A 16,244-nucleotide genomic window follows, 5' to 3' on the forward strand; every position below is an offset into this window, starting at 1 on the left:
CGCGCTGTTGCCAAGCCGCAAACGTCCAACTACGTTTCGTTCAGGTCCGCCAAGATGGCCCAGCGATTGGCCGTAAATTCATGCCCAAATTCCTCCGCATCGGCCTGCATCAGTCGAACGTATCGGGATACACGTCGAAGGCATGGTGCGTGCGGCGGGTCGGCTCGGCGGTGTTTCTGAAATGGGGCGCTGTCGAGGTCCAGGGCGCCGGCAAGAGCCGTAAGGTTTATTGGACGCGTCTGCCGCAGGAGAAAACGATCCGCTGCGGCACGGCGCAGCGCGCCCAGGACTACACCAGATCCGCGATCGCGCGGCGGCGCAGCCATGATTATGAGCCGCTGACAGGCGCCATTCTGGCGCGGCGCAAATCCGCCAATGGCAGCGCCGAGCTCAAGCAGGCGCTCGCCACGATCCTGATCGTCGACATCGTCGGCTCCACGGCAAAAGCGGCAAAGCTCGGCGATGCGCGCTGGACCAAGGTGATGGGCCTCTATTACGCGGCGGTTCGCAAAGAGCTGAAGTCCTCGCGCGGCAAGGAGGTCGTCACGACCGGAGATGGCGTGCTCGCGACCTTCAAGGCGCCGGCAGCCGGCATCAATTGCGCGACCGCGATCCAAAAGGCCGTGCGCACGCTCGGCCTGGACATCAGGGTGGGCCTGCACGCCGGCGAATATGCGATGAGCGGTGGCGAGATGGTCGGTCTCGCCTTCCATATCGGCACCCGCGTCGCCGCGAAGGCGCGCGCCGGCGAAGTCCTGGTCTCGAGCGCGGTCAAGGATCTGCTCGCCGCGCAATCACAGATTCGTGTGAGGGATCACGGCAGCCACCAGCTCAAGGGCGTACCGGCGCGGTGGCGGCTGTATCGGGTCGAGGACTGAAGGGGCTATGCCCCCTGCGCAACTGGTCCACTTCTGAGGCGAGGTCAGCCCTGGTCAGCGCGTTGGATGGCTGACGCGTACGCCGTTCGCTTTGTCGCGGTTGCGCCGCCCCGAAGCGAGCTCCTGGAGTTCGCGCCTGACAACATCCACGACGCCGACCCAGTCGCCTCGCTTGGGTTGCCTGAACAGCCGCATGGACTGATACCACGGGCTGTCGTCGCGGCGGAGCAGCCAGCGCCAGTCCGGGGTGAACGGCAACATCGTCCAGACCGGCGCGCCAAGCGCACCGGCAAGGTGCACGACGCTGGTGTCGACCGAGATCACCACGTCGAGGCAGCCGATCAGCGCGGCTGTATCGCTGAAATCCGCGAGCTGCTCCGTCAGGTCGATGATCTCAGGACGTTCGCGGAGGAAGGCCTTGTCCTGATGTCGGACGCCTTTTTGCAAGGAGACGAACTGGACGTCGCAATCCAGCAGCGGCGCAAATGTGCCCAAGGGGACCGAGCGGTTGTGATCGTTTTTGTGATCTGGATTTCCCGACCAGACGAGACCAACGCGGAGGCGGTTGCGGGGACCGAGCCTCTCGTCCCAGGCCTTCACCTGCGCCGCGGTCGCCGCCGGAATATACGAGTCCGCGAAGGGGATCGTATCGAGCCGCGTTCCGAACACCAGTGGCAGGCCCCCGAGAGGGCAGTGCAGGTCGAATGCCAGCGACGTTGCAGACGGCCGAGTGACACAATGGGCGACGCCGGACACCCCGGCCAGGAGCTGCCGGATCGGCGCCTGAACCTCCAGAATGACACGTGCCCCGAGTGCGGCGGCCATGGGCGCATAGCGCGCGAACTGAATGGCATCGCCCAATCCCTCTTCGGAATGGAGCAACAGGGTCTTGCCCTCGATCGGCTGGTCGCCGCGCCAAAGGGGCTGGGCAAAGCCGCGTTCGGGCAAACCGACAGGAAGTTTCCAGCGCGCTTCGCGTCCAAGCCAGCCGCGCTCGAAGTCTCCGGTCATGAGCTGAAGCGTCGCCAGATTATAGGTCGCCGGCGCATTGCCCGCCTCGACCGTCAGCGATCTGTGAAAAGTCGCCGAAGCGTCATCCAGCAACTGCAGATTCATCAAGGCCAGCGCCTTGTTGTTGAGCACGGCAGAGAAATCCTGACGAAGTTCAAGCGACCGATCGAAGCATGCAATGGCCTGCTCGAACCGGCCAAGCCGCGAATGAAGCAGGCCGAGATTGTTGTGCGTCTCCGCCAGGCCGGAGTCCAGCGCAATGGACTTCTCGTAATCGGCCTCTGCTTCCTCGAACCGGTTCGCCTCCTGGAGGCAGGCGCCGCGCATTTGATACAGGGCTGCGGAATTCGGATCCAGCTTCTCGGCGATATCGAGACATTCCAGCGCCTCCGCATAACGGCCGAGGTTGAAGAGCAGGCAGCCGCAGCTGTTCGCAGCTTCCAGGTATTGCGGATCAAGTTGCAGCGCCCGCTGGAAATGCAGCACAGCCTCTTCCATGCGCTTGCGTTGCCAGAACAGATGGCCGAGGCAATTCGAGAGGACCGCCTCCTGTGGTTTGGCGGTCGCGGATTTGCTCTGGTGCTGCCGTGCTCCCGGTCGCCATGCGGAAACCAGCCCTTCGAGTTCGCAGCGAACGCTGTCCACGACGCTGGCCCAGTCGCCTCGCTTGGGCTGCCTGAACAGCCTCATGGACTGATACCACGGACTGTCGTTGCGGTTGAGCAGCCAGCGCCAGTCCGGATTGAAGGGCAACAGCGTCCAGACCGGCGCGCCCAGTGCGCCCGCGAGGTGGACGACGCTGGTGTCGACAGAGATCACGAGATCAAGGCAGGACACCAGCGCGGCCGTCTCGCTGAAATCCGTGAGCTGCTCGGTCAGGTCGACGATGTCATGGCGTTCGCTGAGGAAGGCGCGGTCCTGATCGCGGACGCCCTTCTGCAGGGAGACGAACTGGACGTCGCAATCCAGCACAGGCGCAAGCATGCGCAGGAGGATCGACCGGTTGTGGTCGTTCTTGTGACCCGGATCCCCCGACCAGACCAGGCCGACACGCAAGCGCGTGTGCGGGCCGAGCCGGTCGTCCCACGCCTTCACGCGCGCCGCGGACGGCGGGGGGACATACGATTCTGCCAACGGGATCGTGTCGAGCCGCGTTTCGAATGCCAGCGGCAGGCTGCCGAGAGGGCAATGCAGGTCGAATGCCAGCGAGGGCGTCGACGACCGGTCGATGCAGGTTGCAACGCCGGGCATCCCGGCCAGCAGCGACCTGACTGCAGGCCTGACCTCCAGGACCACCCGGGCCCCCAGCGCGGCCACCATTGGCACATAGCGCGCAAACTGGATCGAGTCGCCCAGTGCCTCGTCGGCATGAAGCAATATGGTCTTGCCTTCGATAGACTGCTCCCCAAGCCAGAGCGGCTGGGAAAAGCTGCGACCGGCGAGGCCGAGAGACGACGCCTTCCACCGGACCTCGCGTCCGCGCCAACCCCGCTCGAAATCGCCAGTCAGCATCTGGAGCAGCGCCAGATTCCAGATCGTGTCCGCATTGCCGGGGTCGACGGCCAGCGATTGGTGAAAGATCGCAAAAGCCTCGTCCAGCAGGAGCTGGCTCCACAACGCCCGCGCCTTTTCGTTGAGCGCCGCGGGGAAATTCGGACGGAGCGCGAGCGCGCGATCGAAGCACGCGAAGGCCTGCTCCATCCGCTCCAATCTCGCATGAAGCGTGCCGAGATTCTTGTGCGTCTCCGACTCGCGGGGGTTCAGCGCAATCGATCTCTCGAAGTCGGCCTGCGCCTCGTCGAACCGGCCCAGCCGCTGCAAGCAAAGTCCGCGCGTCTGATAGAGAGGGGCGACGCCGGGATTGAGCTTGTCGAATGCGTTGAAGCATTCCAGCGCTTCCGCATACCGGCCGAGATTGAAGAGCGATTGGCCTCGTTTCGCGGCTTCCAGACTTTGCTGCACGGCGGCGAGACTTGGCGCTGCGACGTTCCGGGATGGCCTGGCCGCAGACCGGCGCTCTTGACGGTTCATAGGCTGATCAGAAACTGGAGGATATCGGGTTGCTGCCGAGCGCAATTGTGGCATCCCGGTCGACGCAGTTTCTGGTGCGAAGCTGGTGTGAGGCTGGCGCAGGTGGTGCTTTCGCACGCATCTGCGTCCGCTAGGAACCAAGGCTTGGCTTGCTGGTTCGCTCGGCACGCCTGCCGAAAGGCCGCTCCGCCGGTGGGCGAAGCGGGTCATCCTCTATGCATTACGACAAGGTTCGAGCGATGGAAAAGCCCACCCAGGAACAACTGGCCGAGCTCAGGAAATTGAGCAGGGAAGCGCGCGTGCCGGACGAGTCCGAGATCGTCACCTCCAGGGAAGAGGCCGAGCGACGGATCCGGGACCTGAAAGACAAGAGGTGGATGGAATAGGCCGGCGGCTGTGACGCCGCCCTATTTCTCGACCGCCCCGGTCCAGTCCTTGAATCCGCCGACGTTGAACACTTTCTCGTAACCCATGTCCTTGAGCAACTTGCCTGCCAGCGCCGATCTGCCGCCGGACGCGCAGTAGAGAATCACGGTCTTGCTCTTGTCGAACGCTTTGTCGTGATAGGGCGACTCCGGGTCGGCGCGAAATTCCAGCATGCCGCGTGAGACGTTCACGGCGCCGGCGATCTTGCCGCTGGCCGCGACCTCCGGTGCGTCGCGAACGTCCAAGACAAGCGTATTGCCGTTCTTGATCATCTCGGAAGCCTGTTCCGACGTGATCTTGGGAACTGCCGCATTCGCTGCTTCGAGCATTTGCTTGACGCTGGTGGCCATTGGTTCTCTCCGGTTCTTTCTGTTGCCGCCGGAGAAGATAGCATATCGCTCGCGCTTCGCCTCCTCCTATCGGAGGAGTATCGCGGTTTTGGGCGCGGAGCCATGGGCGCTGGGAAGCAAGGCACGGCCTAGCGCGACGAGCGGGCCTTCAATGTTTCGAGATACGCCACGATCGCGTCGATCTGGTAATCCGCAAGTCGCGGGTTGGGCATGGCTTGGTCGGGTCCAAGCCTGCGGTGGCTCGACGTCAGGAATTGCCTGAGGGCATCAGCGGAGAACGAAGGACGATTGATGATCTCAAGGAAGCTCGGTGGCGAGGGGCGGTACGCCGGCGATTCCTTGGCGGCATCCTCCACGATATGGCACGGTCCGCAGGACCCATGGGCCTGCGCCCGGCCTTCCGCAATCTGATCGACGAACAATTGGTTCTCGACCGGCGGCCGAAGCGGTACCTGGATTGTGATCGCGGCGAACCCGCTGGCTCGATGGCAGCTGTTGCATTCGTCCGTCAAGGCCGAATAGGCTTTGGTGAACCCGGGTACATCTTTCTGCTGTATCGCTTGTCGCACCGCTTGCAGTTGAAGCTTGGCCGGCGCGGTGCGTGCCGGATCAGGCAAGAGCTTGCCCACCCTTTCAAGGCCGTCGTCCAATTGCAGGGTTTCGTAGTTCGCCAGGCTCCAATTGCTGAGCTTGCCCGCAAACCACAGCTTGGCATGCTGCAGCTGAAGCCGGGTCATGAGGTCGGAAAGCGCGGCGGAGCCGCCGACGGACGTGCCTTGAGCCGGCGCCTCGACGTTCGATGCGGCCACTGCCGTCAAGATCGCAGCGATGAGCAAAGCTGGCAGACGCATGGCCAATATCCCGGATTTCACGGCAGCATGACAGTCGATCGCGGCCGGGAGTTGATCTCAATCAAGACCCCGTTGGAGCCAGCAACTACCTGTAGGCTCTCTGCGGAGTGTAAGACATGCGCGCGCACCAGATAATGTCCCGGCGGGTCATAACTATTCGGCCTGAAGCCTCCATCGCTCAGGCCATCAAGATCATGCTGGCGCATCACATCAGTGGTCTGCCGGTCACGGATCCGGCGGGAAAGCTGGTCGGCATCATCTGCGAAAGCGACTTTCTCAGGCGGGCGGAGCTGGAAACGGAGCACAGCCACAACCGGCTGCTGAGCGTCCTGCTTGGAGCGGACCGGATTGCGCGCGAGTTCGTGAAGGAGCATGGGCGCAAGGTCGAGCAGGTGATGACGCGCGATCTCGCGACGGTCGAGGAGGACGCGTCCCTCGAGGAGATTGCCGATCTGATGGAGCGCCGGCATCTCAACCACGTCCCGATCATGCGCGATGAGCACATCGTCGGCATCATTACCCGCTCCGACTTCCTGTCTGCGGTTGCCGGTCCCCTGATGGGCGCCTCCGGCTATTCGGAGGACGATGACCAGATTCGCCGAACCGTTCTCGCGGCGATGGCGGGGAAGTCCTGGCAGCCCCTCGGCTTGAACGTCAGCGTCAGGAACGGCGTGGTGACGCTGCGAGGCGTCGTGAGCGGCGACAATGCGCGCCAGGCGGCGATCGTGGCATGCGAGAACGCTTCGGGCGTTCGCGAAGTCGATGACCGCCTGTGCCTTCAGTCGACCCGCCCCGATCCGGAGGACGAGTATGGCGGTGGGGACTTCGTTTCGGTGCAGGCGGAGCCATCCACGCTGGATGATGAGCCGTTGTAACGCCCGATCAGGAGACCGGGATTTGATTGGGCGAGCAGCGATTGCCTAGTCTGCTGATGCGCGACGGGTGAAATTGCGCGCTGCGTGGGGGCCGTCGTTCGAACGGACCGGCTGCCTGGCAGGTCTGGCCATCGAGGAAAAATAGAGTGCGAGTTCGAGAACGCCAAACATCGCGAGAACCATCAGCGCCTTGATTGCTTCGTTGGTCATCTGGATATCCTCCGCAAGGCCTTCTCTGCTAGCGTTGTGCGATCCTGGTCAAAACATGGGCCGGGTGAGGCTGGTGAACCGCCACCGTCGTCGGCTTCTGCACGTCCATGTCAGGATAGGTCAGGTGCAAGGCCAAAGCCGTCCCGACGATCGCGGTGCCGGCAATCAACCCGGCCACGACTACCTTCAGATGTGTTGCTCTGTCTGCCGTGTGGATCGAGTGATTCATTGCAGGCCCCTCGCTGGTGCGTGCTGATGAATCCTTTCTAGGGCATAAATTCTCCGCCCGAAATTTGGGAGCATCACCTAAGGGGATGTCCGTAGCTGCGCGGGAGAGACAGCAGCCGTCACGTCCTCGAATCCCGCCGGACCGTGGACACTCAATCGGTTCGGCAGCAGCCGGAGAACCAACGGGTCGGGAATGAGGACGCCGCCGCGTCCCGCCGGCCGCTACCGGGGGGCTTGTCGGTCTCGCCCGGAGAAGGCGGCTATCAGCCCGACCAAGCCGGTGACCAGCAACATGGTCACGATGGTCTGGATCAAGCCGAAGTTCAGGGCATCACGTGCCACGAACAGCGCCGTGATCGGCGCTGCTATGGCAAAGAGAATCCGAACGATCCATCCGAGCATTGTCGCTTCGCTCCGCGGGCGTTCAGCCCGCGGCCTTCATGTCGTCGGGCGATTCCACGTAGAATCCGGAATAGGTGTCGACGAGGCAGAGATGGTCGTGGACTTTCCTGACGCCGGAGGTGTTCTCGGCGGCGACGATTGCGGCTTGACGGGCCTCATCGGTGGTAATCAGGCCGTGCAGATGCACGACACCCTCGCGGACATTCACTTCGAAGCCGATCGGGCGCCAGTCGGTAGCGTTGACGGCGCGTGTGATGCGTTCGCGGATGTGCTCGTCATCGGCGGTCGGATCGGGAATTTCATGCACCAGGCTCGCCACGGCCTGCAGCATATTCGTCCTCGTGACAATTCCGATCGGCGCCTTGCCGCGCAGGACGGGGACGCGCTTGATGTCGTTCTTCTCCATCAGGTCGACCAGTTCGGCCAGACCGGTATCTTCCTGCACCGCGATCACCTGCCTGGTCATGACGTCCTCGACCTTGCGGCCGCGCTCGTGAACGAACTCCGCAGCTGCCCGTCCCGGTCCCATGAAGAATTTCAACCATGCAGCGTGCCTGCGGCCGGTGCCGATCTCGCTGCGACGCAGGAAGTCGCTTTCCGAGACCATGCCGACGAGATTGCCCGCATCGTCGATCACCGGCAGACCGCTGATGTGCATCTGGAGCATGATCTTGGCCGCCTGCTCGATCGTGGTGTGCGGTGTTACGGAAACGACGTCTTTTGTCATGATATGATGCGCGCGCATGTTCGATCCTTGTTCGCCGGCGAATGGGTGAGGCGAGGCTGCAGTGCTCGCAGCCTCGCGTCGGTGGGCCTCAGGCGGCCTTCACGTCGATGGTCTTGGCCGGCTTCTGGGCCTCTTCGGTCTTCGGCAGGACGACCTTGAGCACGCCGTTCTTGAACGTCGCCTCGATCTTGTCGGCATTGACGCCGTCCGGAAGCGCGAAGTAGCGCTCGAAAGAGCCGTAGCGGCGCTCGGACACGTAATAGTCCTTCTTCTTTTCTTCGGTCTCTTCCTTCTTCTCGCCGCGGATGGTGAGACCGCCGTTGACGAGCTTGACGTCGATGTTCTTCTCGTCGAGGCCGGGAAGCTCAGCCGTGATCTCGTAGGCCTTCTCGCTTTCCGCGATGTCGACGGCCGGCGCATTGAAATTCCTGGACAGGTCACGCTCGAGCCGGGCCAGCGAGCGGAACGGCCGCTTCCAGAAGCCGTTGCCGAAATCGTCGAAGATCTGGTCGATTTCGTTTCTCAGCGCCTGGAACGGCTGCCACGCCTCGCCGGTCGCGGGGGCGGCGGAGGTTTTGGTGACGGGTAATTTGGTCTCGGTTGCCATGATCATGCTCTCCTTTCGCGGTCGACCATTCCGGTCGCCGCGAAGCGTAGTCCCGGCTCCTGATGCACAGGTTGATTTCGCGCAAATTTGCACGCGGCGTCGGTGCATCAGTTGCATGGCTGCGAGTTGCCGGGATCATGGCCAAGTCGGCTTGCAGCGCGTGGATACCTGCTCAATCAAGCATCATAGGACAGCCTTGCAGGCGTTTTTGGCCGCCGGTAGTCAGCGGTGTCCTTCATGTGCAGCGTTCGGCCAGGAACTGACTGATGGCATTGAAAGCCTGCAGCCGGTTCTTCTCGAGCAGCACCATGTGGGTGCCTTCGCCGATTTCCACCCATCGCCGATACGGTGCCCGTTTGAGCGAGAGGAAGAGATCCTGCGTCGAGGACATGGTCACGTCGCGGTCCCATTCGGCGTGGACGAGCAGCACGGGAACGCGAATGTCGCTGGCGTCATAGAGCGGCTTGCCGGCGGCCCAGTAGTCGCGGATGTCCTGGATCGGACCGTTCACCGCGCGCATCACGCGGGGGCGTTCGGTGTTGCCTTGCGGATCCGTCGCGAGCGAGGCTTCCGCCCAGCGCTCGAACCAGCCCTCCGGAATGAGGCTCGCGCGTGCCGCCTCAGGCGCCGCCGCGAGCCAGCGCTCCCTGAAATCCAGCACGGGGACCTTGCGATAGGCACCAAGTGCGCCCCCGGAATCGATCGGAGCCGGAGTGTCCAGCAGCCACAGCGGCGCGATCAGCGCGAGCTTCTCGATCTTGTCGTTGTTGTCGGCGGTGTAGGCGCCGGCCACCGAGCCGCCCCAGGACATGGCGACGAGATTGAGCCGCGGGATGCCGCGACGCTCGAGGATGTACGCGACCGCACGGGCGAGGTCGCGCACCGCGACATCGGTGCGAACGAGCGGCGGCGAAGCCTCCGCCGGCGCGTCCATCTCCGGTGGCCGGGTCGATCCGCCATAGCCGCGCACGTCGAGCGCGAAGACATCGTAGCCCTGCGCGGCGAGATGATCCATGAAGGAGGTGCCGCCGAGCGGCACATCGAACAGGCTCGCCGACGAATAGGTCGCGCCATGGACCATCAGGACGGTCCGCTCGGCGGAGCAAGCCTTTTGCGCGGCGGAGCGCTTGTTGCGAAGGTGAAGCGAAATGCCGGCGCTGTCGCTTGGGATCATGAAATCCTCGATGACGAGCTCGGCGCTGTATTCATGTGGAGGAACGTGCTGGTCCATCGTCGTTCTTCCCCGATCAAAGGAACTGCCAGGTGAAGCGCTCGCCGTTGCGCGTGATGCGCCCGGCGGAGGATTGCGCGAAATGGGTGGTGAAGACGGCAGCGTCGCGCTCGGCCGCGTCCTCCAGCGCGAATTTGCGCGAACGGAGCGCTGCTTCCGGGAATTCGCAGAAGCAGGAGTTGAGCGAGGGCTCGTAGACCTGGAGCGGATGATGCATCACGTCGCCGGCGAACAGCGCTGTCTCGCCGCGCGAGACGAGGCGGATCGAGGCGTGGTCGACGCTGTGGCCCGGCGTCGGGATGAACGAAATCCCCTCCAGGACCTCGCCGCCGTCGACCGTGACGAGCCGTGCCAGGCCGGCATCGATCACCGGCCGCACGCTGTCGTCATAGACCCGATCGGCGGGCTTGCGCAGGGCAGGGCCGAGTGCCGGATTCGTGTCCGGCTCCGCGCCCTTGGCCAGGCTCTCGCCATAGGCCTGCTCGGCGCGCGAGAAGATGTAGGTCGCGTTGGGGAACGTCGGGACCCAGCGACCTTCGACAAGGCGCGTGTTCCAGCCGACGTGATCGGCATGGACATGGGTGAGGAGCACATAGTCGATGTCCTCCGGCGTGACGCCTGCAGCGGCGAGCCGCGCGAGGAAGGGTTGGTTCAGTCGGTGCAGCGGCGGTATGTCGGGTCTGTCCTTGTCGTTGCCGGTTGCGGTATCGATCAGGATGGTGTGGTGCGGCGTTCTGACCAGCCAGCTGTGGATGCTCTGGATGAATGTGCCGGTCGCAGGATCGAACGATCCGGCTTCGAGCCGCCCCCGCTGGCGTTCCAGCGCCTCCGGTTCCGCGCCGGGATAGAGCGTGCCGAACTGAAAGGCCGCCAGCGCCAGTTCGTCGATCCGCGTGATGGCCGCATCACCAATGTGGTAGGTTTTCGTCTCCTGCGTCACCGAGGCCTCCTTCGCTTCGCTCGAGGCCGGACGCGGCGTAATTGCCGACGTCCCGGACCCGCCGTGGTGGCCGTGAGGTACGAGCCGGGCTGCGCCGCCGGGAGTACCGCGAGCTCGATAGGTCTCATCGATGCCGGTGATGCCGCGGGCTGGCGGCCTGCCTTTTCATGCCGGCGCGAAAGCCCTAACTGTGTCTCCGCGGCTCATCCGGCCGCGCTCGTCTGCGTAAATGGAGATGTCTCGATGACGGATGTCGAACGTGGTCCGGGCCGGCCGGTCGACGATTCCGATCTCGCCGAGATCGACCTCGGCCTGCTGCTCGCTTTGGAGGCGCTGCTGCGCGAGCGCAACGTCACCCGTGCGGCGTTAAGGCTGAACATCGGGCAGCCGGCGCTGTCGGCCCGGCTGAACCGGCTGCGGCAGGTGTTCGCCGACCCGCTGTTCGTGCCCGCAGCGTCGGGGCGTGGCGTAGTGCCGACGACGCGGGCCGTGGAGCTGCAGGCGGAGCTCGCAGAGGTGCTCGGCCGGCTGCGCCGCATGGTCGAGGGACCGGCGGTCTTCGACCCTGCGCGGGACCAGCGCACCTTCGTCGTTGCCATTCACGAGAATCCGGCGGTGACGCTGGCGTCCGGGTTCGTCGCCCAACTGACCGCGATGGCCCCGCGCACGCGGCTTGCGCTTGTCCACCCCACGCCCGATATCGTCGATCGCCTCGAACGCGGCGAGATCGATGTTCTGGTCACAGGGCCCGACCGGACCAGCGGCGAGCTGATGCAGCGTCCACTGTTCGAGGACAGCTTCCTGACCGCGCAGCGGAAGGGCCACCCGCGCGGAACAGGCGCTCTCGATCTCGACACGTTTTGCGCATCCGACCATCTGCTGATCTCCGCGGATGGCGGCGGCTTCGCAGGCCTGGTCGACGACGCGCTGGCTGCGCTCGGCCGTTCCAGGCGCGTCGCCGTCTCGATCCAGACCTATGCGCTTGCCCCCGTCATCCTCGCGCACAGCGATTGCATCTGCACGCTGCCGCGGCGCTTCCTGATGCGCTTCGCCCACGAGCTCGACCTCACGCCTCCGCCGCTCGACCTGCCGCCCGCCCGCATCGTCGCGCTGTGGCACCCGCGCAACCAGGAGGATGCAGGTCACGCCTGGCTGCGCGATCGGCTCTACCAGGCAGCTGCGGCGACGTGAGGGCGGCCGCGGCCAGGGCGCCCGTGTCATTCATTTCAGCGAACGGATGTAGTCGGCGAGGTCGGAAATTTCGGCCCTGTTGAGCGAGACCTGAGGCATGTTCGGGTGCGGCATGAGCAGCAGGAACGCGAGCTTGTTCTGATCGAAATCAGGCGATCGTGCCAGGTAGGAGAATGGCGGAGCCTGGTCCGTCGCGTTCGTTTGGCCTTTCTCGACGATGTGGCAACTCGCGCACCAGCGCGTCGCGATGTCCTTGCCATGAATTGCATCGGCTGCGGTCGCCGGTTTGGGAGGTGCAAACACGACCACGGCAAGGATCAAGAGACTCAGCGCTTTCGACATGCCAGACCTCCGGGCTTCGGGGAGAGAAATGGGGCCGGGCCGCTCGGGACTTCGACCCATGGTGAGACCTTTTGCTCGAAATCAGGATGGAAAATCGGCCGGGTCCACTTTGATGCGATCGGCATGCAGAGACCACTCCTCCGTGCCGTGCATTCGACAGAAGCGATCCTTGGCCTTTTGCTCGGCTTCTTCCGCATTGCGAGCGTCCAGCTCGACGGCCGTCTGACAGACTTCCGAGCTCTGCCCTCTTTCGCCGAGCACCTCCTTCATGAAGCGAACGATGAAGCGGGTCATGGTGGCTGCTGCTCCTTCACGTGACGTTCTGCGTCCCTGGCAAAGGCGCCGCCGGAATCCGGCCAAGCCCTTACGTACTGCTCCGCAATTTCGCTGCCGCGTGCGAAGGCGCATATTGGGTCCATGGATCGCAACATCCTCTTCAAGTGCCCTCGCACGGGCATGAACGTGCAACACCGGCTTTCGGGTCCGTCTGCCGACGTATCCGAGGCGGGGAACTCGCATCTTTCCGTCACGTGCCTCGCCTGCGGCTCGGTCCACTTCGTCAATAGCGCGACCGGCAGGCTGCTGGCTGACGAGAGCCACGGTCGCCTCGCACGAGCGCAGTTGGATCGGCGGGAGCGGGCGTCCTGATCCGTCGCCCCCTCGACGAGACGGAGGGCATGGAACTCGCTCTCTCCATAATTTCAGCACTCCGTTAAGCTCCGAGACACCAAGCGCTTTTACGGGTCCTTCGCCTCTTGCCCCTAGCCTTCGGGTGGCTGGGACAACAGGTGATGGGCTTCGCGCGGCTTCGCAACTCTTTCTCCGTGGGTGATACGACCGATCCTCTCGGTCGTTCGCTGCTCGTCGAGCAGTTCCGGGTGCTGCGCGAGCAGGTGCCGGTTCTCTATGCCGTGCTGCTCGTCAACAGTATCAGCGTAGGTCTGTTTCTTCCCAACACGGTTTCGCCCTGGCTGAGATTTGCCTTGCCGGGCGCTCTCCTGACGGCCTGTCTCTTCAGGCTGGCGCAGTGGCTCCGGCTGAAGAAGGCCGAGTTCACCGCCGAGGAGGCGCATCGGGAGCTTGCAAGGGTTCGCCTCGCCACGGTGGTGATCAGCTCCGGCTTCGTGATCTGGATCCTGGCGCTGTTCATGGTGGTCGATCCCGCCCTGCGCGCCTCGATCGCCCTGCTGCTCTTCATGGGATGCGTCGGGACCGCCTATTGCCTCGGCAGTTTCCCGCCCTCGTCCCGGCTGGCGATGCTGATCGCCGGCGTGCCGATCGGCACGCTGCTGCTGCTCTCGGGCGAGGGGATGCTGGTCTCGGTCGGGATCAATCTGCTGGCGCTGCTTGTCCTGCTTGCCCGGATGATCGGCACCAATTTCCGTTCTTTCGTGAAGCTGGTCGAGACCCACGCCCGGCTGTCCGAGGAGGGCGACCGCGCCCGCGCCGCCGAGCAGACCGCGACCGCCTTCGCCGAGCGCTTCGACAGGGCGCTCAACAACATGTCCCAGGGGCTTTGCTTCTTCGACGAGGATCAGCGCCTGATCGTCTGCAACAGGCAGTATCTCGAGGTCTATGATCTCGATCCGAAGCTGGTCCGGCCGGGCATGCAGCTGAACGAGATCGTCGATCTTCGCTACTCCGTCGGCAGCGCGCCGAAGATGGAAAAGCAGGACTACCTGGTCTGGCGAAACAGCGCCGCTGTGATTGCCGCGCCGTCGGACACGACGGTCGAACTGACCAATGGACGCATCGTCCGCATCCGGCATCGCCCCATGCAGGGCAACGGCTGGGTCGCCACCCACGAGGACATCACGGATCGTCACCGGACCGAGAGGGCCCTTGCGGAAGCGAAAGCGGCGGCCGAGCAGGCGGAAGCTGCCGCGCGCGCCGCTCATGCTCACCTGACCGAAGCTCTCGATGTCGTCCCCGAAGGTCTGGCCGTGTTCGACAAGGACGATCGCCTGGTCCTCTGGAATCATCAATACGCCGAATTCTACTCGGCAAGCCGGCAGGCGCTTGCGGTCGGCACGCCGTTCGAAACCATCCTCCGGACTGGCCTCGCCGGGGGACAATATCCCGATGCCGCCGGGCGCGAGGCGGAGTGGTTCGCGGAGCGCATGGCCCACCACGCGCTTCCCCATCACTCGCACGAGCAGCATCTGGCGGGCGACCGCTGGATTCGCGTCGAGGAAAGACGCACCGTTGATGGAGGCAGCATCGGGGTTCGCATCGATATCACCGACCTCAAGCGCCGTGAGGCTTCCTTCCGCCTCCTGTTCGAGGAGAATCCGCTTCCGATGTGGGTGGTGGATGCGAAGACGCGGCACCTCATTGCCGTGAACGGCGCGATGTGCCGGCACTACGGCTATTCGCGCCAGGAGCTGCTGGCGATGTTCGAACATCAGCTCGAATATGGCGAGCAGCAGGACGCCGAAAGCGATCACGGATTGCACAGGACGGCCGACGGTGAGGCGATCGAGGTCGTGATCGAATCACGGCCGCTCGTCTACGAGGGGCGGCCGGCTCATGTCTGCGTGGCCTTCGACGTCACCGAACGCAACCGGGCACAGCAGCGGGTGAGCTATCTCGCCGGCCACGACGCGCTCACCGAACTGCCCAACAGGGCGGCCCTGGACCAGCAGATCGGCGCCGCGATCGAACGCGCGGACATCACCGACAGTCCATTCGCCGTGCTCTGTATCGATCTCGACCACTTCAAGGCGATCAACGATCGTTTCGGCCATGCCGTCGGCGATGCCGTGCTCCGCGAAGCTTCGCGGCGCCTGCAGGACGCCGCGCAAGGCTCGTATGTGGCGCGTGTCGGCGGCGACGAGTTCGTCGGCATCACCGACCGCTTGCCGCTGCCGGCGGCGGCCGAGCTGCTCGCTACGCGGATGCGGGCCGAGTTCGAGCATCCGATCGAGGTCGATGGTCACGCCCTGAAGATCGACCTCTGTGTCGGCGCGGCGATGTATCCCCGCGACGCGGACAATGCCGTTTCGCTGCTGGCGAACGCGGACGCTGCCCTTTACCGCGCCAAGCACGAGGGCAGGGGCGGGATACGCCTGTTCACCAGTGCCATGGACCAGCAGCTGCGGGACCGCCGTGCGCTGGAGCACGATCTGCGCCTCGCCGTGGAGCGCGGGGAGCTCTATCTGGAGTACCAGCCGCAGCAGCATCGGGACGGCACTCTTGTCGCCTACGAGGCGCTGGTGCGCTGGCGGCATCCGGTGCGCGGTGTCATTCCGCCGGGAGAGTTCATTCCGATCGCGGAGCAAAGCGGCACCATTGCGCAGATCGACGATTGGGTGCTGATGGAAGCATGCAGGGAAGCGGCGTCATGGGACCGCCCGCTGCGCATCGCCGTGAACGTCTCGGCCGCGCAGTTCCGCCGGGAAAACCTCGACGGCGAGGTTCGCCGGGCGCTGCGGGAGAGCGGGCTTGCGGCCACGCGTCTCGAGCTCGAAATCACCGAGGGCGTGCTGATCGAGGACATGTCCCGCGCCAAGCGGACGATGCACTCGCTCAAGGCGCTCGGAATCCTGATTGCGCTCGACGATTTCGGCACGGGATATTCGTCCCTGTCCTACCTCGAAGCGTTTCCGCTCGACAGGATCAAGGTCGATCGGTCTTTCGTCGCCGCGCTCGGCCAGAGCGAGCGCTCGCTCGCCATCGTCCGGGCGGTGATCGGGCTTGCCCATGGGCTCGGAGTCCCGGTTCTCGCCGAGGGCATCGAGACCGAAGCCCAGATGTCGCTGCTCGTCGAGGAAGGCTGCGACGAGATGCAGGGCTATCTGCTCGGCCGCCCGCAACGGCTCGAGTCGTCCGATCGCAACCGGAATATTCCGATACGAGCGGTGTCCTGAACGACCGGCGAGGGAAGACTCCATCCTCGACCGACAATTAGCTCCGAACGTCATTAGGAGAGAGGCCGCCTCCAG

17 protein-coding genes are annotated in these 16,244 nt (G+C 64.3%); 5 read left to right on the forward strand and 12 right to left on the reverse strand.

The features are described from left to right. Positions 1-80 precede the first annotated feature (80 nt). On the forward strand, positions 81-878 hold the full coding sequence (locus tag IF809_RS24865) for an adenylate/guanylate cyclase domain-containing protein (protein ID WP_462838823.1): 798 nt from the start codon (positions 81-83) through the stop codon (positions 876-878). A gap of 54 nt (positions 879-932) precedes the next feature. Here IF809_RS24865 and IF809_RS24870 read toward each other — a convergent pair whose 3' ends face one another. Further along, positions 933-4,130 (reverse strand): tetratricopeptide repeat protein, encoded by a 3,198-nt coding sequence (locus tag IF809_RS24870; protein WP_462838824.1) that lies wholly within the window; start codon positions 4,128-4,130, stop codon positions 933-935. A gap of 5 nt (positions 4,131-4,135) precedes the next feature. Here IF809_RS24870 and IF809_RS24875 point away from each other — a divergent pair, with 5 nt between their 5' ends. Further along, the gene (locus tag IF809_RS24875) at positions 4,136-4,306 is read left to right on the forward strand and encodes a hypothetical protein (RefSeq protein ID WP_164938850.1); all 171 of its coding nucleotides are present in this window, start codon (positions 4,136-4,138) and stop codon (positions 4,304-4,306) included. A 21-nt stretch (positions 4,307-4,327) separates the two neighbouring features. On the opposite strand, the gene IF809_RS24880 is transcribed toward IF809_RS24875, so the two are convergent. Further along, positions 4,328-4,696 carry a rhodanese-like domain-containing protein gene (locus IF809_RS24880; RefSeq protein WP_128968054.1) on the reverse strand — a complete coding sequence of 123 codons (369 nt, stop codon included), beginning with the start codon at positions 4,694-4,696 and terminating at the stop codon, positions 4,328-4,330. Positions 4,697-4,824: 128 nt separating this feature from the next. Beyond that, complete coding sequence (locus tag IF809_RS24885) at positions 4,825-5,547, reverse strand: c-type cytochrome (RefSeq protein ID WP_462838825.1); 723 nt, start codon at positions 5,545-5,547, stop codon at positions 4,825-4,827. Between the two features lie 116 nt (positions 5,548-5,663). Here IF809_RS24885 and IF809_RS24890 point away from each other — a divergent pair, with 116 nt between their 5' ends. Then, a complete protein-coding gene (locus IF809_RS24890; RefSeq protein WP_462838826.1) occupies positions 5,664-6,422 on the forward strand; it encodes a CBS domain-containing protein in 759 nt (252 codons plus the stop codon). 45 nt (positions 6,423-6,467) lie between these two features. On the opposite strand, the gene IF809_RS24895 is transcribed toward IF809_RS24890, so the two are convergent. The 7 genes from IF809_RS24895 to IF809_RS24925 all read right to left on the reverse strand — a co-directional run bounded on the left by IF809_RS24895 (position 6,468) and on the right by IF809_RS24925 (position 10,767). Beyond that, complete coding sequence (locus IF809_RS24895; RefSeq protein ID WP_462838827.1) at positions 6,468-6,632, reverse strand: hypothetical protein; 165 nt, start codon at positions 6,630-6,632, stop codon at positions 6,468-6,470. Between the two features lie 28 nt (positions 6,633-6,660). Continuing rightward, positions 6,661-6,861 (reverse strand): hypothetical protein, encoded by a 201-nt coding sequence (locus tag IF809_RS24900; RefSeq protein WP_462838828.1) that lies wholly within the window; start codon positions 6,859-6,861, stop codon positions 6,661-6,663. A gap of 221 nt (positions 6,862-7,082) precedes the next feature. Beyond that, entirely contained in the window at positions 7,083-7,262 is a 180-nt protein-coding gene (locus tag IF809_RS24905) for a hypothetical protein (RefSeq protein ID WP_462838829.1), read from the reverse strand. A gap of 22 nt (positions 7,263-7,284) precedes the next feature. After that, on the reverse strand, positions 7,285-8,007 hold the full coding sequence (locus IF809_RS24910) for a CBS domain-containing protein (RefSeq protein ID WP_462838830.1): 723 nt from the start codon (positions 8,005-8,007) through the stop codon (positions 7,285-7,287). 70 nt (positions 8,008-8,077) lie between these two features. After that, positions 8,078-8,596, reverse strand: a complete 519-nt coding sequence (locus IF809_RS24915) for an Hsp20/alpha crystallin family protein (RefSeq protein WP_453992801.1) — start codon at positions 8,594-8,596, stop codon at positions 8,078-8,080. 235 nt (positions 8,597-8,831) lie between these two features. Continuing rightward, positions 8,832-9,827: an alpha/beta hydrolase gene (locus IF809_RS24920; RefSeq protein ID WP_462838831.1), complete on the reverse strand. Its 996-nt coding sequence runs from the start codon at positions 9,825-9,827 to the stop codon at positions 8,832-8,834. Positions 9,828-9,843: 16 nt separating this feature from the next. Next, positions 9,844-10,767: an MBL fold metallo-hydrolase gene (locus IF809_RS24925; RefSeq protein WP_462838832.1), complete on the reverse strand. Its 924-nt coding sequence runs from the start codon at positions 10,765-10,767 to the stop codon at positions 9,844-9,846. 243 nt (positions 10,768-11,010) lie between these two features. On the opposite strand from IF809_RS24925, the gene IF809_RS24930 reads away from it, so the two are divergent. Then, positions 11,011-11,958, forward strand: a complete 948-nt coding sequence (locus IF809_RS24930) for a LysR family transcriptional regulator (RefSeq protein WP_462838833.1) — start codon at positions 11,011-11,013, stop codon at positions 11,956-11,958. A gap of 30 nt (positions 11,959-11,988) precedes the next feature. Here the strand turns inward: IF809_RS24930 and IF809_RS24935 are convergent, their stop codons facing one another. Both IF809_RS24935 and IF809_RS24940 read right to left on the reverse strand, forming a co-directional pair. Beyond that, positions 11,989-12,300 (reverse strand): c-type cytochrome, encoded by a 312-nt coding sequence (locus IF809_RS24935; protein ID WP_462838834.1) that lies wholly within the window; start codon positions 12,298-12,300, stop codon positions 11,989-11,991. 81 nt (positions 12,301-12,381) lie between these two features. Next, positions 12,382-12,594, reverse strand: coding sequence for a hypothetical protein (locus tag IF809_RS24940; RefSeq protein WP_462838835.1), 213 nt, complete (start codon positions 12,592-12,594; stop codon positions 12,382-12,384). A gap of 530 nt (positions 12,595-13,124) precedes the next feature. Here IF809_RS24940 and IF809_RS24945 point away from each other — a divergent pair. After that, the gene (locus tag IF809_RS24945; RefSeq protein ID WP_462838836.1) at positions 13,125-16,169 is read left to right on the forward strand and encodes an EAL domain-containing protein; all 3,045 of its coding nucleotides are present in this window, start codon (positions 13,125-13,127) and stop codon (positions 16,167-16,169) included. Positions 16,170-16,244: the final 75 nt, after the last annotated feature.

It is taken from the genome of Bradyrhizobium sp. UFLA06-24 (genome assembly GCF_054967145.1).

Excerpts from the sequence above, each read along its gene's own strand:
- IF809_RS24940 (WP_462838835.1), bottom strand. The coding sequence starts at position 12,594 with ATGACCCGCTTCATCGTTCGCTTCATGAAGGAGGTGCTCGGCGAAAGA.
- IF809_RS24875 (WP_164938850.1), top strand. The coding sequence starts at position 4,136 with ATGCATTACGACAAGGTTCGAGCGATGGAAAAGCCCACCCAGGAACAA.
- IF809_RS24915 (WP_453992801.1), bottom strand. The coding sequence starts at position 8,596 with ATGGCAACCGAGACCAAATTACCCGTCACCAAAACCTCCGCCGCCCCC.
- IF809_RS24900 (WP_462838828.1), bottom strand. The coding sequence starts at position 6,861 with ATGAATCACTCGATCCACACGGCAGACAGAGCAACACATCTGAAGGTA.
- IF809_RS24865 (WP_462838823.1), top strand. The coding sequence starts at position 81 with ATGCCCAAATTCCTCCGCATCGGCCTGCATCAGTCGAACGTATCGGGA.
- IF809_RS24930 (WP_462838833.1), top strand. The coding sequence starts at position 11,011 with ATGACGGATGTCGAACGTGGTCCGGGCCGGCCGGTCGACGATTCCGAT.
- IF809_RS24890 (WP_462838826.1), top strand. The coding sequence starts at position 5,664 with ATGCGCGCGCACCAGATAATGTCCCGGCGGGTCATAACTATTCGGCCT.
- IF809_RS24885 (WP_462838825.1), bottom strand. The coding sequence starts at position 5,547 with ATGCGTCTGCCAGCTTTGCTCATCGCTGCGATCTTGACGGCAGTGGCC.
- IF809_RS24895 (WP_462838827.1), bottom strand. The coding sequence starts at position 6,632 with ATGACCAACGAAGCAATCAAGGCGCTGATGGTTCTCGCGATGTTTGGC.
- IF809_RS24910 (WP_462838830.1), bottom strand. The coding sequence starts at position 8,007 with ATGCGCGCGCATCATATCATGACAAAAGACGTCGTTTCCGTAACACCG.
- IF809_RS24905 (WP_462838829.1), bottom strand. The coding sequence starts at position 7,262 with ATGCTCGGATGGATCGTTCGGATTCTCTTTGCCATAGCAGCGCCGATC.
- IF809_RS24935 (WP_462838834.1), bottom strand. The coding sequence starts at position 12,300 with ATGTCGAAAGCGCTGAGTCTCTTGATCCTTGCCGTGGTCGTGTTTGCA.
- IF809_RS24870 (WP_462838824.1), bottom strand. The coding sequence starts at position 4,130 with ATGACCCGCTTCGCCCACCGGCGGAGCGGCCTTTCGGCAGGCGTGCCG.
- IF809_RS24920 (WP_462838831.1), bottom strand. The coding sequence starts at position 9,827 with ATGGACCAGCACGTTCCTCCACATGAATACAGCGCCGAGCTCGTCATC.
- IF809_RS24880 (WP_128968054.1), bottom strand. The coding sequence starts at position 4,696 with ATGGCCACCAGCGTCAAGCAAATGCTCGAAGCAGCGAATGCGGCAGTT.